This window comes from Salipaludibacillus aurantiacus, assembly GCF_900111295.1.
Taxonomy (GTDB): domain Bacteria; phylum Bacillota; class Bacilli; order Bacillales; family Salisediminibacteriaceae; genus Salipaludibacillus; species Salipaludibacillus aurantiacus.
Genome location: NZ_FOGT01000007.1, coordinates 18,927 through 40,603, shown reverse-complemented (window position 1 = coordinate 40,603; position 21,677 = coordinate 18,927). Strand labels below are relative to the sequence as shown.

The window sequence follows — 21,677 nt, the reverse complement described above, 5'->3', positions numbered from 1 at the left end:
GGAAGGTTTATACAAACGAGCGGATGCGTTCTTCGAAATGGTCCCAGTTCGGGAATTCATTCATGTCATATACCATAATGAATTCTTTCGGGAAGCGGTCCGGATCGCCGCCGACGATACGGAACTTACAGTCCAGTTCTTCGGGTGTGGCAGCACAGGTGTAATATCTTTTGATAAGGTTAAACAGTTCTTCTTTAATTTCTTCAGCGGGTGCTTGGTATTGAGTTGAAAGGAGTTTCACTGTTTCGTTAAATTCACAGGCTGCTGGAATAAGATCATCATCACTGATATAACATTCGAATTGCAGATGGTCGCGTTTAATTATGTTTGCATTATAAACAAGTAAGTAGAATGTCCGGCACAGGTTGTAAAAGATCGAGGATTTCCCGTATCTCTCCAATACTTGTTTGATAGGGGACGATGGGCAGATTTTTTCATCAGCTAGAAGCAACTCGTTAAATTCTTCCTTACGCATGCAGATCAACTCCCTTTTAATCATTTCAAGCGGCTTTCCGGTCAGGGTGTGATGAAGTTTTTGTGAATGGGTGAGCATAATGGTGAGATGCAGGTAGTTTAAAGTGAAATAAGTATCTATTTAAGGGTAAAATTTAATAAGGTAAAACAAAAACAGGGTTAATTATCGGTGAGAAATTAAGGTACAAGTGCAGAGTATTAATGAAAAACGCGGTAAAGTTAATGAGTTTGCAATTCGTTGCTTAGCATTAAACGGCGAGGTTTTGTTTAAGTATAGAATAGCAGATTTCCGGGAGTCTGTCATTATATGGCTGGCTTAATTTATGGGGATTCGGTGAAGATCTCTGTTCGGATTACTTACTCTTATTTTACAAATGGAGGGGGATCAGGGGAGACTGCCAGGGAGAAATATTAGATAAAACTCTTTTAAAATAGAATTGACATGAAAGTAATTTATATCTATAATTCTATGTAAACGATTACGTAACCGTTTACATTTTCAGCAATTTTTCTGCTTTTTATTTTTGATTATTACGTAATCGATTACGTAATCGATTTTCTAAAGTTTAAGGGGAGGAGGACGTGGAGATAAAGCAGGTCAGTTCAAATTAAATTAACCATTGAAAGGGGAATGCTTAGTGCCGTTAAAGAAAAGGAAAAGTGTGTTTATCTTTTTAGTTTTTATGCTCGCATTTCAATCGTTAATTATTCCATTATCCGAAAGGGAAGCAGCTGCTAATGACTCAGGAAATGAGGGCACGCTGTCTTATGAAATTGAAAACCCTGGTTTTGAAACAGGTGATTTATCCGGGTGGGAAGTGCTCGAAGGCGATGCGTTCAGTGATGCAAATGTATCCCCTTCAACTACTTATTGGGACGGTGTTCCGTTCAATCATAAAGGTGATTACCATCTATGGGGAGCAGAAAATGGAGGGGATGATAAAACAGGCAAGCTGAAATCTTCCCACTTTGAGCTGGCTGGTTCTGGTACTGTCTCGTTTTTAATAGGTGGTGGAAATGATAGTAAGAATCTTTATGTGGCACTTGTTCATGCGGAAACTGGTAAAGAACTGATGCGGGCCACAAATGATAACTTTAATGATGAAACCGGTGAGTCTTATAACCGGGTCACGTGGGATGCTTCGGAATATAAGGGAGAAGAACTCTTCTTTAAAGTGGTCAACAATCTTGAAGGCGGTTGGGGCCATATTAACGTAGATGACTTCAGAACTTTTTACCCGGAAGAAGAAACGGGTGAGGAAGAGATAGGTCAAGGGTATTACAATGAAGTTTACAGACCTCAGTTTCACTTCACCCCTGAAGAGAACTGGATGAACGATCCAAACGGGCTTGTTTACTATGATGGGGAATATCATCTATTTTACCAGCATAACCCGGTAGACAATGTCTGGGGTTCGATGTACTGGGGGCATGCGATCAGTGAAGATTTAGTAAACTGGGATCATCAGCCGCTTGCCTTATATCCGGATGAAAATGGATTTATATGGTCCGGAAGTGTAGTGATTGATGAAGACAATACATCAGGTTTAGGAAATGGTGATCACCCGCCTTTTGTTGCTGTCTTCACGTATGAACTAGGCAATGATGACCAGCACGTCGGAATTGCTTACAGCAATGACAAGGGCCGGACATGGGAGAAGGCAGAAGAGAACCCGGTGGTCCGTATGCCTGAAGAGTTAAAAGCAAGTAATGGGGGAGCGGGCGTATTCCGGGACCCGAATGTTTTCTGGCATGAAGAAACGAGTCAGTGGATCTTCTCCATTGCCGCTGGAGAAGTCATTGATTTTTATACCTCAGTCGATCTTCTGAATTGGGAAAAATCAGGGTCATTTGAAAACACTACGTCCCATGACTTTGACATTTGGGAGTGCCCGGACCTTTTTCAAATGGCGGTTGATACTACAGGAGATGGCGAGGAAGATACTGAAAAATGGGTGTTAACTTTAAGTGTTCATAATGCTCCGGCCGGTGGAAGCGGAATGGCTTACTTTATCGGAGAATTTGACGGAGAGACGTTTAAGGCAGATCATGACGATGTCCGCTGGGTTGATTACGGCGCAGACTTTTATGCCGCCGTCACTTGGGGTCAGACCCCCCAGGAATATCCAATTTGGGTTGGCTGGATGAGCAATCCGGTGGAGTATGGAAATGATACCCCGACAGATCCTTGGCGCAGTGCTATGTCAGTTCCGAGAAAGCTGTCTCTCCATGAAGAGGGTGGAGAAATTCATCTTATGCAGGAACCGGCAGATGAACTGGCACAATTGCGGGGAGAACACTATGCGTTTGAAAATGAAGTCATTGAAGGGGCCAGTGATCTTCTAAGTGATATTACAGGAGATACGTTTGAAATCCAGGCGGAATTCGCCCTTGATGACCAAACGTCTGCTGATGCCTTCGGATTTAATGTCCGAACAGGAGATGGCGAGTATACAAGTGTCGGATATGACCTCGCTAATGATGAATTATTCGTGGACCGGACAGAATCCAGAGATACGAGTTTTAATGAAAATTTTGCAGCTAAGCATGTGGCTGACTTCTCAGTACAAGGTGATAAAGTGACGATGACCCTTCTTGTAGACAGGTCGTCAGTCGAAGTGTTCTTTAATGAAGGAAAAACTGTTTTTACAAATCAAATATTTCCTGATCCTTACAGCCAGGGTTTGCAGCTCTTCGCTGACAATGGAACCGTTGAGCTGTCTAAACTGGAAGTTTATGAAATGAAAAAAGCGGAATACAAAGCAAATGACCAGTGGATCAGAGAGGATCTCGACAGCAGCCTGCCTAATGATATTGAGAATCCTGGTTTTGAAACAGGCGACTTATCTGGCTGGAATGTGATTGGTAATGGAAAAGCGTTTAACGGAGTCGTTACTGATCAGCCTCATTTTTGGGATGAAGAAATTCCGTTTAACCACGAAGGTGAGTATCATTTGTGGGGATTTAAAGGAGCTGAAGAGGACGGACGGTCGGATCTCAGGACAGGGGTGCTCACTTCCAGCACTTTTGAGCTTGGCGGGAACGGAACAATCAACTTCCTTATCGGAGGCGGCGAAGATCGTGACCGGACTTACGTGTCATTAATTCGTGCAACTGATGGCGAAGAGCTCTTCCGTGCGACAGGGCGTAATTCTGAGCAGTATCGCCGGGTTTACTGGGATGCTTCTGATTACCTGGGCGAACAGCTTTATATTAAGGTGGCAGATTACCACTCCGGTGGATTCGGCCACATCAATGTCGATGATTTCAATGTTTATAATGAAAAAGACGGTGAAGGTGATACTCCTTCTGATTTACCTGAACTTGTGTCGCACTGGCCGCTTGACGAAGGAGATGGGAACAAAACGGCGGATGAAGAAATGGATTATACAGACACTATTCATTATGTGTTTAATAATGCCGTAGACAAACCATCGACAGACCCACTTTGGAGAGAGGGCATTGTGAATCACGGTTTGTTATTTGACGGTTACTCTACTTGGGTTGAGCGGGATGCAGAAGATTTCGTTAAGCTTGATAACACCTTCAGCCTCGAAGCATGGGTGGCACCGAGAGCTTATGAGTGGGGCAATGAAGGTAAAAAATCAGCGATAATTAACCAGCAAAATGCAAATAACGCTCAAGGCTTCATACTTGGAATGGGGCGCCATGGCAGCTGGTCTTTTGAAGCCGGAGTGAACGGGGAGTGGTTCGAAGTATGGGCCGATGAAGATGCACCGCTCGAAAAGTTCGAATGGTCCCATATCGTTGCTACATTAGATGGCAGCAGAAATGTAATGGAGTTATATTTGAACGGAGAAAAAGTCGGGGAGACTGATCTTCCGCGGAACAGCACATTTGTTCCAGCTTCTGAACCGTTGAGGATTGGGAAACATAATGAACCTGCGATAATTAACGGTGTTTTTACAGCGAATATGTTTAACGGCATGATGGATGAAATAAAAGTCCACGGTGCAGCTTTAGATGAAGAGGAAGTGAGCGAAAAGTACGCCGCTTATGCTGATGGCTTCGAAAACGGTGAACATCCTGAGCCTTACCTCGATTACGAGCGAAGCCGTTATGACGAAGACCGCCACCGGCCTCAGTATCATTTAATTTCGCCGGAACACTGGATGAACGAACCTCATGCGCCATTTTATTTTGAAGGGAAATACCATATTTTTTACCAGCATAACCCTCAAGGTCCTTACTGGAACCACATTCACTGGGGACATGCTGTCAGTGACGATATGATTCACTGGGAGGATATGCCAATTGCGCTTGCTCCTGAGGGAGGCTCGGTCTCGCCGGACGGTGTCTGGTCAGGAGACGCAACATTTGATGCGGATGGCAATCCAGTTCTCCTGTTTACAGCTGGAGATGACAGTAAAACGCCTAATCAGATGGTCGGCCTCGCTGAAAGTACGTTTCCTGAAGATGGCGATGTGAATCTGCCTCAATGGAACATGCACGATGAGCCGGTTAATGTTCAGGAGGAAAATCTTCATGCAGACGAAGGAGAGGTTATGTTCGGCCAGTTCCGTGACCCTTACGTCTGGGAAGAAGACGGCACCTGGTATCAGCTGGTAAGTTCGGGTATTATGGACGGCGGCGAGCATGTAGGAGGGACAGCGCTCCTTTACACGTCTGACGATTTATATGAGTGGGAGTATGAAGGGCCTTTCTTTACAGGAGACGTCCAGCAGTATCCTGCTACAGGACACGTATGGGAACTGCCTGTTTTCCTGCCTTTAACTGACGAAGATGGCGAAGAGACAGGGAAATACGCTTTCTTTATTAATCCTTGGTATGACGGCTACAGTGAGCACGACGTTAAGTATGTGTGGCACTGGATTGGGGAATGGGACCGGGAAAATCACAAATTTGTCCCGGATCATGAAGAGCCGCGGCTGTTTGATTATGGTGAGCATTTCACTGGGCCAAGCGGGTTTGAAGACCATGATGGCCGCTCTGTTCTTTACAGCATCGCGCAGGACCGCCGTTCCGAGCAGGCACATTATGATGCAGGTTGGGCTCACAATGCCGGACTGCCTCTCAGTTTGTCGCTCACGGGTGAGAATGAGCTCGGGATTGAACCTATTGAAGAAGTTAAGAATTTACGAGGAGAGCAGTTAATTTCAAAAAATAACGTGTCTGTGTCTGAACTGCAAGAAACATTAAGTCAGGTACAGGGAGATATGCTTGAAATAAATGTGGAAGTTGAAAATGCGGATGCTGAAGCCTTCGGGTTAAACCTCAGACAAAGTGATGATCTGAGAGAGAAGACGCTTCTTTACTATGATTTTTCAGATGAAAAATTAGGCATTGACCGTAACCGGTCGAGTCTTGACCCGGATGTAAGGAAAGGCATTCATGAAGGGGAACTTTCTTTAAATGATGAGACGCTTCAGCTGCAGATTTTCCTTGACCGTTCGATGGTTGAAGCTTATGCGAATGGGAAACGGAGCATCACGTCAAGAGTGTACCCGACGATGGATGCGATGGGCCTTGATATCTGGAGTGAAGGCGGCGACGTGCAGGTTTTATCCTTTGAGGTATGGGAAATGACGTCGGCTTACGGTGAAACTGTTCCGCCAATGGAGGCCGATGTAAAAGAAGTTATCCCTCATAAGTCTCTTCCGAACCATGATTTTCAGACGGGCGATCTGTCTGGATGGAAGGTACTTGAAGGAGATGCTTTCCAGGATGAACACGTCACAAATGCTGACGGCTGGGGCTGGGGAGGTCCTTTTAACCAGGCTCATACCGGGGTTGATCCAAATCATTACCATTATTGGGGCTTTAATCCGGACCTGGGTGGCGATTCGTTAACAGGCGCCATGCGTTCAGAGTCATTTATTTTAGGAGCTGACGGCAGTATTGACTTTCTTGTTGCAGGAGGCAATGCGCCTGAAGAGCTGTATGTGGCATTAGTCCGGGCTGCTGATGATGAATACCTTATGAAGGCCACAGGGCACCAGTCTGAGCAGTACCGCCGGGTTCGCTGGGATGCGTCAGACTATATTGGAGAAGAGCTATATTTAAAAGTGGTCGACCGGAAAACGGACGGCTTCGGCCATATTAACCTTGATAATGTGAATGTGTCCGTCGATCTTGACACAGAGTTTGAAAATGATCACTTGGTCACTTATTACGGGTTGGAAGAAGAGCCTGATGATGAAGAACCGGGCAGACCGGGTTCTCCAGGGCAAGGCGGCCCGCCTGATAATCCAGGACCGCCAGGACATGCCGGACCTCCGGGGGGAGAAGGCCCGCCGGGGTTGAACGGTAAGCCGGGAGAAGTTGGAAAATCAGGAAAACATGGGAAACCGGAAGTACCTGGCAGGCCCGGGAATCAAGGAAAATCTGCTCAAAGGTAACAAGCAGATCTCACGTTAAGTTGAAATGATAGAGAAAACGAAGAAGAGCAGAGGGAGAAACCCTTCTGCTCTCTTTTTGGCGAAAATTAGTATGGTTTTGTAAGTCTTCACTTTTAAAAGATTTATTTAGAAACTATTTTTTGTAGGCCTTCGAAATCATGTCTTCAAGGTATGTTTTAATAGCTTCTTTATTTCCAGAGATTTTCTCGTCCCGGGCCTGGTCTTTATCTAATTTTTTACGTGCTTTACTTAGTACGTCGTTTTCCAAGTCTTTAGGTACGACTGTCACTCCGTCGGCATCGCCAATGACTAAATCGCCCGGTTGAACTGACACACCGCCGCATGTGACAGGGACATTAATATGGCCAAGACCGTTTTTTTCGCTGGCAGCGATGGTGGTAGCTTTGCAAAAAACAGGGAAGTCCAGCGCTTTACAGTCGACCAGGTCCCTGATCGCACCGTCCACGACAAACCCGTTAATTCCTAAAGTTTGAGCCATTCCTAATACAAAATCTCCAGCGACTCCCCGATAGGTGTCCCCTTTTGCGTCAATGACTAACACGTCACCCGGTTGAGCCGCATGGATCGCTTTTAAAACAGCTGAGTTATCTCCGGGAGATGTTTTTACTGTTAAAGCGCGGCCAACCATATGATAGTCTTCCTTTAGTGGTTTGATCGAAGGATCTAAATTGTTCAAACCGTCCATCGCATCTGAGGCAGCAGTCGTTGGAATAGATTGAAATTCGTTAATCACAGCGTCCGTCATTTCCTGATTCCTCCTAAAATGATAATCTACAGGTAATTATAATAGTTTTTTGACTATTTGCAATAATAGAGTCAGAGAGGGATATGGGCTTCATGTGTTTAATAGTAGATATATGAACAGTTGCAACTAAAACGAGTGAAATAAAAAAAGCGGAAGGGCAGGGGAAAACATGATTAAAGTTGGTGTGATCGGGCTCGGGGATATTGCGGAGAAAGCTTATTTACCTGTGTTAAGTGAAGTTGAGGGTGTAGAAACTCATTTATTTACAAGAAATCAAGCCAAATTAAAAAAGCTGGGGGAGAGGTACCGTTATTCTAATTTGCATGACAGTTTAGAATCTCTAATCAAAAGCGGAGTTGCAGCCGCTTTTGTTCATTCTTCTACTGAGTCGCATGAGGAGATTGTACGAGCATTGCTGGAGGCTGACATTCATGTGTTTGTAGACAAGCCAATAACTTATTATTACGAAACAGCGAAAGCGCTCGTTGAACTGGCAGACAGCCGTGGCCTGCTGCTGATGACCGGATTTAATCGAAGATTTGCTCCGAGTTATCAGAGGCTGAAAGAGATCAGCCAGCCCAACATGGCAGTCATACAGAAAAACAGAAGAGCACTGCCCGGGGAAGTGCGCCAATTTGTGTTTGATGACTTTATTCATGTTGTTGATTCAATGAGATACCTTTTCCCGTATGCCATCGAAAAGTTAACAGTTACCGGAAGAAAAAAAGACGGGCTTCTTCATCATGTGATGCTGCAGTTTGAGTCTGCTGAAGGGACAGCAATAGGCATTATGAACAGAGACAGCGGGACAACCGAGGAGAAAGCAGAAGTCATGGGACCTGAAGAAAAAGGGGTTGTTTATAATGTAGCGGATCTGGTGATCCGGCGAGGAAGAGAAGAGACAAAGCCTGAGACAAGTGACTGGGAACCAACCTTGCATAAAAGGGGGTTCGTTCAAATGGTCGCAGACTTTCTCCAAGCCGTACAGACAGGAAAACAGCCATCAGTGACAAACCAGGACAGTCTCCTTACCCACGAAATATGCGAAAGAGTCGTATCAGAGCTGGAATAAAATGGGGGGTCTGACCCCTATGTGCAAAAAGAACACACCGGAGCCCCCCAGGGCCCGGTGTGTTCTTGCTGTCATAGTAAGCTGGTTTATCGTGCAGGCTGGTACTGGCCTGCTATTTCAACAGCCCCTTCCCAGCTGATCATGCCGCCGGACATATTTGTGGCATTATAACCTCGGCTTTCCAGGAAGCTCGTGGCAAGGCCGCTTCTTGAACCGGAACGGCAGACGATAATGTATTCTTCTGATTTCTTCAGTTCATGCAGTCGGTATTCGAGCAGGCCAAGGGGAATATTAATTACGCCCGGTATTTTACCTGCAGCTACTTCTTCCGGCTCTCTCACATCTATAAGAGTCACCTTTTTATTATTTTTTATTTGTTGTTCAACGTGTTTAGCTGATAGTTGGTTCATTGCGTCTCTCTCCTTCATAGTAATAAACTTTAAATATAATATACCCTATAGGGTATATAAAGTCAAGAGGCATTGCTTTTCCATAAACTGGGGGGTCTGACCCCTATGTGAATCACCCCGTATTGGACACCCAGGAAATGATCACCTAAAAAATAGAAATTGCACTACTGGCGTGGTATAATCTACCGTATGGCGGAGTATAACCTGCTATAAAATTTAATAAAGGGAGAGGAAGCAAACGTGCAGGCTTTAGGAAATGGTAGTTTAAAAGAATTGGAGCGTGCTGCGATTGATGTGCTTAAGCGGTTAAGCCAATTTATTAACATAAATACAGTCTTCGTCACCAGGTATGAGGAAGAAAAAGTAGAAGTCATGCACTCCTTTAACCGAAACAAATTAATTATTGAAAAAGGTTTAATAATTGATGCTAAAGAGTCCTACTGTCAAGTTATTATAGACAGTGACCGGGAGTCTGTAGTTATAGAAGATATTACAAGCCATCCTTCGACTGGAGAACTGGAGTTGTCACAGGAATTAACTCAGGGTTCTCTGCTTGGCGTCCCCATTCATTATAAAGACGGAAGGGTGTATGGCACTCTTTGCGGACTGGATGTAAACCCGAAGTCTTACAAGATAGAAGAGATTGAACTATTTAAGACGATGGCGAGTCTTCTAGGTTATGTCATAGATTTAGATGAAGTGAACTGCCGGGTTCAAAATATAGGAACCCCCGTGGTGCCAGTGGACGACGGCGTAGCCATTCTCCCTCTGACAGGGGAGGTGGATGAGAGACGGTCGGAAATCATTATGGAGCAGGTGCTTCAACGAAGTTATCAGGACGGGATTGAGTATTTAATTATAGATGTGTCAGGCCTGGCTATAGAAAATCATAATGTCAGCGATAATATCTGCAAGCTTACTATGTCAATCCAGTTACTTGGAGCGACTCCTATTTTAACAGGTGTCAGACCTGATCAGGCCATTTTCTTTCACCAAAGTGAATCACCAATTAACCGTCTTACTTCTAAGTCAAACTTAAAAGAAGCATTGAAATGGATCGGTTTTCAATTAGTGAAACCTGAATAATTGCCAGAAGAGCAAGGTTGATTTTCCAGCAGAGAATTAAACTAGTATCGGGCAGGAAACCAGCCTTTTATTTTTCTCTTAATAAGCAACCCATCTCTTTTCATTAAAGACCGAGACGCCGCAGCCCTATTATTTTAACTGTCACCTTTTAATATGTATAATAGATAAAAATTATATTAAGGAGGCTATTTATGGTTTTTCATAAAAGCAGGAAGAGTTACGGGGGAAATCCGGCTTCATTACTCACACAGACAGACCCGCGGATTTTTGCCGTTTCTCTTTTCAGCCTCCTGATTGCCGGCAGCTGGATGGGTGTCACGGAAGCTTCGGCCTCAAAGGAGGTTTCCAATTTACCTGAGCGGGCGGAAGCCACTGATAAATACGGCGAATTTCAGCTTCCTCTTTTTGTTGAAGAAAGAGAGGCAGCGGAAGTGGAAGCGCTGGTTGAGGAAGCGCATGAATCAGTCTATACCGTCATTACACCTGAAGAGCAGGGCTCCGGTTTTTTATATAACAGGGATGGGGTTGTCATAACGAGTGCTCATGTTGTTCCTGAAGGGGTCGGCCTGATTACCGTCATGCCTGAAGAAGGGGAGTTCTATGAAGCGGCCTTGCTGGGGTCTTCTAAATATATGGATGTTGCTCTTCTGCATGTTCCGGAATTTGAAGGACAAGAGCCTTTTTCGATTGAAAAAAATGAAAAGCTTGAGCCAGGCGATCACGTGGCCGCTCTTGGCAGCCCGGAAGGTGTAGAAAACACGGTAACCTACGGGGAAATCGTAGACAATAACAAACAGTTAGTTATTAGCAATTATCTCTATGAGAGTATTTACCAGATTTCTGCTGAAGTTGAAGAAGGGAACAGCGGCGGTCCGTTATTATCCATAGAGGAAGAAAGTTTTGTGGCAATCAATGCAGCCACGGATCTGGAAAATCCGTCAATCGGCTACAGTGTGCCTTTAAATGATATTGAAGACTTAATTAATGACTTGCTTGACGGCTATTAAACTGTTAAACATACAGGAGAAGGTAAAATGACTATTTTGCCTTCTTTTTGTTTTGGCTCTGATAAAGGTAAATGTTGATTTTTCAACAACAAAGCTTAACAGAGTCTTTGCTTTATGAATATTTAATTGTGTTAGCTGATTGAAGTAAAAATGGTCTGCCGCTTTCATCACAACTTGTCGATAGATCAGGCTCTTTTAATAGGAAATAATTAACAAATGTTGTTTTTTTAAAGACTGGTTATTTAAACAGGTGACTGCAGTACCATATTTCTCACAAAAAAAACAGGTCAAAAAGTGAGAGTTGTGTCGTCTTTCTTATATGGTTGACCGCCTATAACCTGTATAATAGATAACAGCACTTTACAGTACTGGTAAATGAGGTGATCGCCGATGGATCAACAAAAGTTTTTAAGAAAGATGGAAGAACATCTAATTTCAGATGATTATATAGTAAGAGATTTTGTTCTACATATAATGGAAACTAGTTACTTAGGCACAGAGAAAACGTTTATGCTGGGCCTCGACGCGAACAAAAAGAACTGGAATGAAAGAAAGACGAGCGAAAAACTGACCTATTTGAAGAAATTGCCGATGCCGGACGAAGGGATGAGGCGTCTTCTGGCCGACCTAAGGGACGAAACGATTCCTGATGAGGAGCTGACGTACTACGGGGACTTGTTGAATCATGCCGATCCCTGTATCGTCGGAAAGTTTAAAGAAGACATAGCCTCTGCTTATAAAGCCAGGGGAAAAAAGGTTCAGAATCTGAGTTTTTATACAGACCTCTGTACGGACCCGACCCACGTGGTATTGCAGAAGCTTCACACGGTTATTAACAGAATCGGTTCAAGAGAAGAATTTAACGAGAAATATTATGTATTCGGCAAGCAGATGGTCGAATTAATGGCAAGGCGGGAACTTGTCGGGAGAACCGAGCTCATGCACCGTTTATACAAAATGAAGGGGAAAAGAAAGCTGGCAGTAAGAGACCTCTACGATATTACGATGGCTGGTGAATTAAGGCTGGAAGCAGCACTTCCGCATATCATGGCTCTTGTGGATTTACATAAGAAAAACGATTTGTTTTTAGAGGAATTCAGCGAGGCTCTTGTCAAAATTGGAACAAAGCAGGTGGTTAATGCAGTTAGAATGTGGTTTGATGACGCGCGTGTCGGCCTTTATGCGGTGGACATCGTAGCTAACATCAAAACCGAATATGCGAGAACCGTCCTGTTTGAGGCGTTTGAGCAGGAAGAAAAGCGTTCCATTAAAACAATGCTGGCAGCCGGCTTATGTGAACAGTTGTCCGATGAGGCCATTCCGCTGATCGAGTCGTTTATGGAGGAAGGCTATGAAACGATGCTTCTTAACCTGGAAGAAGCGTTGTACTGCAACTGTGTCATTAACGGGATCGACCATCCGAAACTGAGGCAATGGCGCTCAACGGTTGAAGGCGTTGATCTGCAGGCAGGGACGGACGCACCGGCTGACGAGGCATCTGCTGAACCTGAGGAGTTCTCACAAGCTGGAGGAACCGCTGAACCTGAGACCGGTGGGAAACCTGAGGATGTCTCTGAACCTGGGGATAGCGACAAGTTTGAAGATACAGCTGAGTCTGGGGATAGTGAAGAACCTGAGGAAAACACAGCAACTGACGATAACACCGAATCTGAAGGCACTTCACCTGAGGAACCCTCTGAGCCAGAAGAAATTTCTGAGTCTGAGGAAACTTCTAAGCTGGAAGAAACCTCTAAATCTGAAGAGATGACGAAGCCGGCTGACCGAGAGGAAGCCGACCATGGCGAAGAACAATACACCGCTGAAGAAACAGGCCGTGATTTTGAAGGCAGGACGGCGCCTGCAGCTAATCACAGCCCTGAAGATCACGAAGCCAAATCGGATCTCAAGCCCGAAACCAAACTTGTGCCTGAGGGTGATTCCCGTTCTGAACCGGCGTTCGAACGAGGGGCTGACGAACTCTCCGATGAATCATCTGATGGAGGGGAAAGCACGGATTCCGCCAAACTTGAAAAAAGTGCTGGTTCGGTTAAAAAGGATGACGCCAGCTATTACAGAAGGCTGTTAAGTTCCGCTTCCAAAAATAAATCATCTTTATCTTTTGCAGAAGAAGAGGAGCCGGCAAGGGAACAGGCAGATCCAGATGAAATGGCTAATGACGATCAGGATGACCACCAATCGGCTATTATCCCATCTGGGGATGCTGGACTGCAAAGTGACGTGCCTGTGGAGCACTCCCAATCAGACACACGCGAAGAAGAAAGCATTCGGACTAAAGACAAGGCAACAGAGGCTCATACAAGTGAACCTGTCAGCGACTCTGAAGACAAGATTGAAACATTAAATGAAGAACTCAAAGAAGAAAATAAGGAATTGGCCGAAAAAGAAACTTTAATTAAAGAGGAAACAGATTTAACTGACAATAAAGCTGAACAGAAAGATAAAGCCGCGGACAATAACCTGACTGACCGCAGAGAACAACCGATAGATGAAGAAGCTCCAGAAAAAGAAACGAAAGAGGAGCCAGAAGCAAATGAACCGGCTTCCGAACGGGCTTCCGGCCAAGAAACGGAAGCGGATGAGGAAAAGCCGGACAAAAACAGCCGAGAAGGCGGGTCTTCCTTGAAAACTGAAGGACCGGTTCAGACCGGAATCGCCGCTAAAACGGAACCGGACAGAAAGAGCAGCACCCTTGCGGAAAATGACGCTCAAATTGAAAGTGAAGCGGACGCGGGCACCCCGGAACCGGATGGAAGAACCACGACCACTGATAAGGCTGAGACAGATGTCGGCAATGATGAGGGTCAAGCAGTAAAAGCGGCTTCAGAACTAAAGGAAGCAAATGAGGAAAAAGAGGACACTCCTCCTGAATCCGCTCAAAGGACAGAGTCTCCGTCTGAAACTATGACTGAGAGTGAGTCCATACAAACTGAAGAGGTCGCCTCCGCCATAGAGATGGCCGTTTCTGTTGATAAACCGGCAGATCAGGCGGAAGTGGAAAGTTCTCTTGAAACGCCGGAAACTGTCGATTCGGCAGACAATTTAAATGAAGCTGAAGACGTTTCTTATTATGAAGAGACTGAAAAAACAGATTCAGGCAGCTTGTCACTGGAGCAGGAAGCCGCAGAAGTGGAAGAAACAATTTCTGATACCATGGCAGAGGATAGTTTCCTGGAAGAGAACCTGGCCTATGCAGTTGAGAGCTTAAATGGGAGTGAAAGCACACAGGAAACCTTAGACGAACATACTTCTGTGGAGAAAGAAGCTCCCTCAGATGATGAGGCATCTGGTCAGACAGAAAGCGGCCAAACCAAGTCACGAGTCAGGTATCCTACTAATGAGCCTCAAGTGTCCTATGACGAGATAAAAGCAGCCGTGATGCGGCTGTATCAGGCTGGAATGGATAGCCAGTCCCGCCGGAAAGAAATTAAAGTGGGACGTAACGAACCATGTCCGTGCGGCAGCGGCAAGAAATACAAGAAATGCTGTATGAGAGTATAAACAGGCTGAATAGTCATTTCAAGACCACACCCGTAACGCCGGGTGTGGTTTTTTGTAAATATTGAAAAAAAAGGATGAGGGTGGCTTCAAGACTATTTAAGTCCCTCCATTAAAAAAGCCGGCGCCTGTGTTTTTCACAAGACGCCAGCCTTAATCAAGTCATTTACTTATTACCCCATAAGAGCTGCCATATCTTCTTCTACATTCGTCATGCCGCTGATGCCGAATTTTTCAACGAGCACTTTAGCCACGTTTGGTGACAGGAATGCTGGAAGTGTTGGTCCAAGCTTAATGTCTTTCACACCGAGATGAAGCAGTGCCAGCAGAACAATGACCGCTTTTTGCTCGTACCATGCCAGGTTATATTCAATCGGCAGCTCATTAATATCATTTAACTCAAAAATTTCCTTAAGTTTCATGGCCACCACCGCTAAAGAATAAGAGTCGTTACATTGGCCGGCGTCAAGGACACGCGGGATGCCGCCGATATCACCAAGTGGAAGCTTATTGTAACGGTATTTAGCACAGCCTGCTGTCAGGATAACTGTATCCTCTGGAAGGGTTTTGGCAAATTCAGTATAGTAGTCACGGGATTTCATGCGCCCGTCACAGCCTGCCATCACAAAGAACTTTCGGATGGCCCCTGTTTTTACTGCATCAACGACTTTATCAGCGAGTTGTGTCACCTGATTATGAGCGAACCCTCCAATGATTGTGCCTTCTTCTATGCCAGTCGGTGCCGGTAACTTTTTCGCATGAGCAACGATTTCAGAAAAATCTTTTTTACCGCCTTCTGTACGGTCGGGGATGTGTTTAAATCCAGGATATCCGGTTGCTCCTGTCGTATAGATGCGGTCGGAATAGCTTGCTTTCGGCGGGACAATACAGTTTGTCGTAAAGAGGACAGGCCCATTAAAGCTTTCAAATTCCTCTTTCTGCTTCCACCAGGCGTTTCCGTAGTTCCCAACAAAATGATCGTATTTTTTAAATGCCGGGTAGTAGTTAGCCGGAAGCATTTCAGAGTGGGTGTATACATCAACCCCGGTCCCTGCCGTCTGTTCAAGAAGCTCTTCGAAATCTTTTAAATCATGTCCGCTTACTAAAATTGCCGGGTTGTCTCTGACGCCAATTTCCACTTCAGTCATTTCAGGATGCCCGTAAGTGGATGTGTTTGCGTTATCGAGCAGCGCCATCACGTCAACACCGAATTTACCCGTTTCCATCACAAGAGCGACAAGGTCATCGACACTTAACGTATCATCCTCAGTCGCAACAAGCGCTTTTTCGGTAAAATCACAGATGTCATCACTCTTATGTCCCAGATTTAAAGCGTGCTCAGCATAAGCCGCCATGCCTTTTAATCCGAATAAGACTAGGGAACGCAAGCTTCTCATATCTTCGTTGTCTGTGGCTAAAATTCCAACCTGTTTCTCTTCAGATTTACTTATAAACGAATAACGGTGGCCGGACCATGTCGCGTAATCCGGGTAAAGGCTCTCCTTGTAAACACCTGCCTCTTTCAATGATTCTTTAATAGTCTCCCGTTCATGAAGTGCCTTCTCAATTCGTCTGATAATTGATTCATCGTCAAAATTTGCGTTTGTAATCGTAGCAAATAATCCGTCCATAATTAACCTGTCTGTTTCCGGCCGGTTAATCCCTGCTTCGCGCGCCTGCTGATTAACTAGAGCTACCCCTTTAACTGTGTAAATGAGCAAATCCTGAAGATTTGATACCTCACTCGTTTTACCGCAAACCCCTGCCATCGCACTGCAGCCAACATTTTTTAAAGCTTCCTGACATTGAAAACAAAACATACTCATTATATATGCCTCCCCTTAGCTCGTTTGCTTATCTCTTCACATGTTAAGGATAACGCACACAGCGTTTAATAGAGGTGACCTAAATCACAACTGAACGGATGGTCACAAAAAAGTCAAAAAGCGGCAAGTGAGGGAACAGGTGGACAAATTGGCTAGGAAGGGGGGGTGATTCAGGTAGAATCTGGAAACAGATGGAGAAGGTGTGTAAGTGGACGGTACCGTTTTATAAAGGGTTAAGCACTTAGGCGTGAAAAATGGATTTATAGATGGGGGAACGGAGACGAGAGAATTTCAGGGGGCCTTGCATATACGAAGGTGGCCTAATTCTTAATCGATTGAGGGAAGGGGTGACGGGGGAAATAGGAAAATTTCAGGAGGTGCCGACTAAAAGGGGAGCCGGGTGAAAAATAGGCAAAAAAATAACTGCCTGTTAAATAACAAGCAGTCTTATGGCTTTAATTTGTAATTAACTCTCCGTATGTTGCAGTGAGGCCTCATCGGTACAAGACTCGCAGCACTTTCCGTATAAAACAGAAACCTTTTCACAATCAAAATGATCGATGACAGACTCACAGTTTTGACAAATAATCGTACCCATTCAACTCCACTCCCTTTGATTTACTCTTTTTGGTAACGCTTACTAAATAGCATTTTAGTATGTCACAATTAGAAAGTCAATGGTTTTAACGAAAATAATTGTATAATATTTTATATAATATGTCATACTATTAAGTTTTGTGATTTGATTGGAGTATCATATTATAAATGGGGGGGCTGAAGAAGTATTTTGTAAAAGAGTGGAAGTGCATCAAATATTGATGGAAGTGCATCAAATCCGGGAGTAACCCCCTTCGTTGAGACGCGCCGGCGCTTTAGATGTATGAGTGTGATTAGGTACAGAGTTATTTTCAATGAGAGTCGCTCCTTTAATTTCATTGTCTTTATGCCATTAATCGGTGCGCCGTGCGCGCGGGGGTTCAGCCTCTCCTTCTGCCCCGAATGCCCATGCGGGGCATCCTAACAGCTGCTGCATGCGGCACGCAGTATGAAAGAGCGTAAGAAATACAGTACCTTTTTATAAAAAATATTAAGAGTTAGTGTTACGTAATATGTAATACTTTTCAGAAATCAGTATGCCGTATCATTACAAATAAAAATAACACCAAGTCGATGGGGGCTTGGTGGGTGAGGCGTTCTTATATTAAACAGGGTCGAGCTGAATCTTCCATCCATCCTCAAATTCAATAATTTTAAAATGCGTGATTTCCCCTACAAGGTTTTCCCACCTGATGTAAGTTGGGATCGTACATTCAGTCTCTTCTATGTTACATTCAGGTTCATTAATGTCATAGGCAATTAACTTTTCACGGTCTTCCTCATTCACATGATCCTCAAAGTCTGAATAAAACTCATCTGTCCAAGCAGACGTGTCTAATATCTCTAGGAATTCGTCCATGTTAGCCTCTGTCTCAATATGTGTTATGTATTCTTCTAACACATCGTCAGCTTCGCTATCATTAGGGGAGGAAGATAGATATTTATTTTCCATACTATAAGCGGCTAGTCCAGCTCCCAATAATAAAAATAATATTAAACATACTATTATGTTTTTCTTCTTCAAATTTTTTCGCCCCCTTTCTTCACCTAACTTTGACCGCATATACAGTTTAAAGGTGGAAAAAATTACAACAATATTCAAATTAAAGGTTAAGGTCTCTTCTCACGAGATGACTCTTAGTAAAAGAACCATAAGCTCGCATTCCCTTTAAATTGATCGCCGCGTTATAAGTATAGTTATAACTAGTAACATATTAATACATTAATACTTAGTATTACATAATACGTAATCACATTAATGAATAGTATTCCGTACATTTGTTTAGAAAACAGTCAGCACGTCAGTCATTATTTGTCCTCCTTTCTTGTGAACTTCTCCGGTCTCTTTAAGTCTTTTATTCTTTTTCATACCTCTCTCATCTTAGTCTCTTTTTTTTCTTTTCTTGTTATTTATGGGTCGACGGGTAGTCCCTGATATCGTTTTTGATCCTGGCCATCGACCGGTCGGGCGCCCTGGGACGCGAGGGAATGTGGGCGAAAGCGTAAATGGATTTTTTCCGTTTATAACAATAGTTATACTGAAAGAAAGGATTCAAAGATAGGTAGAGGATGGTTCGGCGCTATTGAGTGACATGTTATGAGAGGAGGCATCATCCTTTTAATTGAATTTTGTGGTAATTAAGACCAGTATATATACTTAAAAAGGTCAAGAGGCGGAAGAATTTGGATTTCGAATCTTTGATTTAACCCTACATAAGAAGGAGGTTGCGGAGACTAGTAGAATACTGAAAGACGAATTGCTATATTGATTTATTTTCCAAAAATACTTAAAATTATAAGGAGATGATATAATGAAAAATATTAAAAAAGCTTTTACACTATTTTGTGCTGTAATGATGTTGTCGCTCGCGTTCATTCCAGGAGGTACAACATTAGCAAATAATAATGCTACTTTAAATTTTAGCAGTGAAGCTCTGGAAGCGTTAGAAAAGAGCGTGTATGTAAACACACTAACTAGAACAGCTCATGTGGATAATGAGAGAGCTTTAAATTATTATGAGTTTACCAATGATGAATTAGAGCTAATTCAAAATGAGTTAGATAATCTAAATGATTATCAAATACAAGCCATGATAGATCATGCCACTGCTAATTCTGAAGATGAGATGCAACCATTAGTTGCCCCTGCTATTGTTTGGGGAGGAATAGCTGTTTTAGGAATCTTTACAGGCGCCGCATTATACTTCTCTTCAAAATATATGAATCATGTAGAGAAGCAAAACTTAATTAATAGATGTTATGATATGGGTGGCACGCCATCAATAGATTCTGGAGATACTGGTGGTTTACATGGCGCACCAAAAAAAGCATGGTGGAAAATGTCTAACACGTACAGTTTCGAATGTGTTAAATAAAAGATAAATGAGGTGTTATTTATCGACTTAGGGGATGTTTTTTTACTTGTAATTATAGGGGTAATTATAGTGAGTATAAGTATGTTAGTATATACAACTATAAAAGGGCCGTCTTAAAATAAGATTGATAGAGAGAGGAAAGCACTTTTAAAAGGTGTTTTCCTCTTTTTTTTTGTTAATGACTGCAAAGATTAAGAGTGGTACCTTTTTTGATTCTTTTCTGAAAGGAAGAAAAAATGAAGAAAATAGACGGTTTTTTGTAGAAACGCAGTCACACCAAGGGGTTTGAGGACTTTGAAGACCGGGCAAGGGAGAACGGCGAGGCGTTTATCGGGCCGGGAACTATAGACACCATCCTTGAGAGGACGTGGCATTTAACCGAAGCGGAGCTGGAAACCTTTTATCATAAGGTACCGATGCCTATGCGTCACTATGTGAGCCGGGTGACGTCGGAGCCGTACATGCCGCCTTTAAGCGAGCTGATCCGGCCGGTTAAGACCTACTCGAGCCAGGCGCAGCAGGCCTATCTCTTTTTGTCCGAGTCATCGCTGCGTGTCATCTACGCCATGATGTACGAGCCGGCTTCCGTCTGGAAAATGGTGCGCTTGTATGACGACGCGAGTTAAGGTCACGGGACAAATGCCGTTAAGATAACTAAAAAAGACAGTAAGAGGAGGGCGCTTAAATGCCGACAGTTAAAGAAAAGGAAGAGAACCTGATCGAGCCGTTTAATAGTAAACTTACGAAGACATCGGTCAAGCGGGGATTGCGGGTCACAAACGGGAAATATTCGAAACGACTGGATGATATGGGATACAGAAATTGGGTGGATGAAGACGAATCGCCGGCAGACCGCCGCCAATTTGAAAATCTTCTCAGGTGGAACATCGCCCACAGAAATTATCCTCTGCTGAAGCCGTGTATCAGTATCGAGCGCGCCTACGATCCGGAGAGCGAACAGCTCGATTACACGATCGATCTGTATGGAGATAACCGCGTGGTGAAACACGGCAAGCTATATGTCAACCGGGGAGACTATCTGATGCTTTACATCCGGATGCACCCTTACCGGCGCAAAGAGTCGCTCCTTGCCCGGATCGCTCTGGCCAACATTGGGATGCTCGTTCCGTATGTGCGCCTGGATTATCTGGCGTACGAGGATCGCAGCAACCAGGTCCAGGTGACTTACCGGATCGTCATTTAATAAAAACCATCTATTAAAAAAGCGCACATCATCGGTGCGCTTTTTTCTATATCTAAGAGCTGGATTCCATGAGCGAAATTTCATCCTGCACATACTCTTTGAATCTCTCATTTCCGGTCATGTCAAACACGCTGATGGCTGTCGTCATGTAGGCTAAAGCCTCTTTTAAGTTGTTGTCCGATAGTAAATAAAGACTTTTCCCTTTTTGGAAGTAAAGCTCCCCTAATAAGTATAGTAATTCATTATTTATACAAATCGCTATGCCTCTTGCCGACCGGGTCATGGCTTCCTCATACGCCTTTTTATTGATTGAATTCTTACTGGCGTTAAAGTAAATATTTATCATGATTTTCGGGTCAATGGTATTAGGTGCGGTTTCGATATAGTTAATCAGATCAGTTACCACGTTCTCTGAGTCGTCTAATTGGTGATTGATAGCCAGTAAAATCGCTTTTGTGTTTAGAATTTTAAGCTCAACTTCTGAGTGGAGGTTAGCTGCGGTCGTTGATAAATTAAGCGCTTGGTTAATTTTTCGGAGCGCCCGATCGCTTTTTCCCGACAGATGTAGGGTACAGATACCTTCTCGCCATAAAAGGATTTGCTGAAGGTGCGGTGTTTTAAACAACGGATTGTGCTTTTCGATAGCGACTAAGTCCAATGCCTCTTTGTAGTTTGTTTGACGGATGGCTTTATCCAATTCTTTTAGCACCATATCCACATAATCGTGGGTAGGCGATTCCGACATCCCAAAGAAGTAATTAATGTCCACCCCAAGCCGGTCGGCGATTTGGTAAAGGACATCGGCACTTGGCTGGTTTCCTCCCTTTTCAATTTTACTAATCATTGCTTGAGAACAAATACCTATCGCCAACTCTTTCTGTGATAAATTTCTATACACTCTTAAATCTTTGATTCTCCCGCCAATGTTGAATTCCATCCGGCTCCCTCCTCTCTCAAAAAGTTT

Annotated in this window: 14 protein-coding genes and 1 pseudogene; 8 read left to right on the top strand and 7 right to left on the bottom strand. The window is 43.9% G+C overall.

Going from position 1 to position 21,677, the window contains the following annotated elements; genetic code table 11:
- Positions 1–7: 7 nt before the first annotated feature.
- A complete protein-coding gene (locus BMW59_RS10095; RefSeq protein WP_093051197.1) occupies positions 8–475 on the bottom strand; it encodes a hypothetical protein in 468 nt (155 codons plus the stop codon).
- A gap of 637 nt (positions 476–1,112) precedes the next feature.
- On the opposite strand from BMW59_RS10095, the gene BMW59_RS10090 reads away from it, so the two are divergent.
- Entirely contained in the window at positions 1,113–6,854 is a 5,742-nt protein-coding gene (locus BMW59_RS10090) for a GH32 C-terminal domain-containing protein (protein WP_093051194.1), read from the top strand.
- A 133-nt stretch (positions 6,855–6,987) separates the two neighbouring features.
- Here the strand turns inward: BMW59_RS10090 and BMW59_RS10085 are convergent, their stop codons facing one another.
- Positions 6,988–7,620, bottom strand: a complete 633-nt coding sequence (locus tag BMW59_RS10085) for an RraA family protein (protein WP_093051191.1) — start codon at positions 7,618–7,620, stop codon at positions 6,988–6,990.
- A gap of 169 nt (positions 7,621–7,789) precedes the next feature.
- Here BMW59_RS10085 and BMW59_RS10080 point away from each other — a divergent pair, with 169 nt between their 5' ends.
- Positions 7,790–8,692, top strand: coding sequence for a Gfo/Idh/MocA family protein (locus BMW59_RS10080; protein WP_177174277.1), 903 nt, complete (start codon positions 7,790–7,792; stop codon positions 8,690–8,692).
- An 86-nt stretch (positions 8,693–8,778) separates the two neighbouring features.
- Here the strand turns inward: BMW59_RS10080 and BMW59_RS10075 are convergent, their stop codons facing one another.
- Positions 8,779–9,102 carry a rhodanese-like domain-containing protein gene (locus BMW59_RS10075; RefSeq protein ID WP_093051188.1) on the bottom strand — a complete coding sequence of 108 codons (324 nt, stop codon included), beginning with the start codon at positions 9,100–9,102 and terminating at the stop codon, positions 8,779–8,781.
- Positions 9,103–9,342: 240 nt separating this feature from the next.
- On the opposite strand from BMW59_RS10075, the gene BMW59_RS10070 reads away from it, so the two are divergent.
- The 3 genes and pseudogenes from BMW59_RS10070 to BMW59_RS21355 form a co-directional block, all read left to right on the top strand.
- Positions 9,343–10,188: a GAF domain-containing protein gene (locus BMW59_RS10070; protein WP_177174276.1), complete on the top strand. Its 846-nt coding sequence runs from the start codon at positions 9,343–9,345 to the stop codon at positions 10,186–10,188.
- A gap of 191 nt (positions 10,189–10,379) precedes the next feature.
- The gene (locus BMW59_RS10065; RefSeq protein WP_093051181.1) at positions 10,380–11,195 is read left to right on the top strand and encodes a S1C family serine protease; all 816 of its coding nucleotides are present in this window, start codon (positions 10,380–10,382) and stop codon (positions 11,193–11,195) included.
- A gap of 3,432 nt (positions 11,196–14,627) precedes the next feature.
- Positions 14,628–14,714: pseudogene (locus BMW59_RS21355) on the top strand (SEC-C metal-binding domain-containing protein); the annotation flags it as partial.
- A gap of 170 nt (positions 14,715–14,884) precedes the next feature.
- Here the strand turns inward: BMW59_RS21355 and hcp are convergent.
- The 3 genes from hcp to BMW59_RS10045 all read right to left on the bottom strand — a co-directional run bounded on the left by hcp (position 14,885) and on the right by BMW59_RS10045 (position 18,158).
- Positions 14,885–16,537, bottom strand: coding sequence for a hydroxylamine reductase (gene hcp / locus BMW59_RS10055; protein WP_093051179.1), 1,653 nt, complete (start codon positions 16,535–16,537; stop codon positions 14,885–14,887).
- A 466-nt stretch (positions 16,538–17,003) separates the two neighbouring features.
- The gene (locus tag BMW59_RS10050) at positions 17,004–17,135 is read right to left on the bottom strand and encodes a GapA-binding peptide SR1P (protein WP_093051176.1); all 132 of its coding nucleotides are present in this window, start codon (positions 17,133–17,135) and stop codon (positions 17,004–17,006) included.
- A 603-nt stretch (positions 17,136–17,738) separates the two neighbouring features.
- Positions 17,739–18,158 (bottom strand): hypothetical protein, encoded by a 420-nt coding sequence (locus BMW59_RS10045; RefSeq protein ID WP_093051173.1) that lies wholly within the window; start codon positions 18,156–18,158, stop codon positions 17,739–17,741.
- A 787-nt stretch (positions 18,159–18,945) separates the two neighbouring features.
- Here BMW59_RS10045 and BMW59_RS10040 point away from each other — a divergent pair.
- From BMW59_RS10040 to BMW59_RS10035, 3 genes are all read left to right on the top strand, one after another.
- A complete protein-coding gene (locus BMW59_RS10040) occupies positions 18,946–19,509 on the top strand; it encodes a hypothetical protein (RefSeq protein WP_093051170.1) in 564 nt (187 codons plus the stop codon).
- Positions 19,510–19,931: 422 nt separating this feature from the next.
- On the top strand, positions 19,932–20,135 hold the full coding sequence (locus tag BMW59_RS21350) for a hypothetical protein (RefSeq protein WP_143051215.1): 204 nt from the start codon (positions 19,932–19,934) through the stop codon (positions 20,133–20,135).
- Between the two features lie 59 nt (positions 20,136–20,194).
- Entirely contained in the window at positions 20,195–20,713 is a 519-nt protein-coding gene (locus BMW59_RS10035) for a hypothetical protein (RefSeq protein WP_093051167.1), read from the top strand.
- 52 nt (positions 20,714–20,765) lie between these two features.
- Here BMW59_RS10035 and BMW59_RS10030 read toward each other — a convergent pair whose 3' ends face one another.
- Positions 20,766–21,650, bottom strand: coding sequence for a helix-turn-helix domain-containing protein (locus tag BMW59_RS10030; protein WP_093051164.1), 885 nt, complete (start codon positions 21,648–21,650; stop codon positions 20,766–20,768).
- Positions 21,651–21,677: the final 27 nt, after the last annotated feature.

What these genes read in the sequence shown, in the direction of transcription:
- BMW59_RS10095 (WP_093051197.1), bottom strand. Translation starts at nt 475, where the DNA reads ATGCGTAAGGAAGAATTTAACGAGTTGCTTCTAGCTGATGAAAAAATC.
- BMW59_RS10085 (WP_093051191.1), bottom strand. Translation starts at nt 7,620, where the DNA reads ATGACGGACGCTGTGATTAACGAATTTCAATCTATTCCAACGACTGCT.
- BMW59_RS10080 (WP_177174277.1), top strand. Translation starts at nt 7,790, where the DNA reads ATGATTAAAGTTGGTGTGATCGGGCTCGGGGATATTGCGGAGAAAGCT.
- BMW59_RS10075 (WP_093051188.1), bottom strand. Translation starts at nt 9,102, where the DNA reads ATGAACCAACTATCAGCTAAACACGTTGAACAACAAATAAAAAATAAT.
- BMW59_RS10065 (WP_093051181.1), top strand. Translation starts at nt 10,380, where the DNA reads ATGGTTTTTCATAAAAGCAGGAAGAGTTACGGGGGAAATCCGGCTTCA.
- hcp (WP_093051179.1), bottom strand. Translation starts at nt 16,537, where the DNA reads ATGAGTATGTTTTGTTTTCAATGTCAGGAAGCTTTAAAAAATGTTGGC.
- BMW59_RS10050 (WP_093051176.1), bottom strand. Translation starts at nt 17,135, where the DNA reads ATGGGTACGATTATTTGTCAAAACTGTGAGTCTGTCATCGATCATTTT.
- BMW59_RS10040 (WP_093051170.1), top strand. Translation starts at nt 18,946, where the DNA reads ATGAAAAATATTAAAAAAGCTTTTACACTATTTTGTGCTGTAATGATG.
- BMW59_RS21350 (WP_143051215.1), top strand. Translation starts at nt 19,932, where the DNA reads ATGCGTCACTATGTGAGCCGGGTGACGTCGGAGCCGTACATGCCGCCT.
- BMW59_RS10035 (WP_093051167.1), top strand. Translation starts at nt 20,195, where the DNA reads ATGCCGACAGTTAAAGAAAAGGAAGAGAACCTGATCGAGCCGTTTAAT.
- BMW59_RS10030 (WP_093051164.1), bottom strand. Translation starts at nt 21,650, where the DNA reads ATGGAATTCAACATTGGCGGGAGAATCAAAGATTTAAGAGTGTATAGA.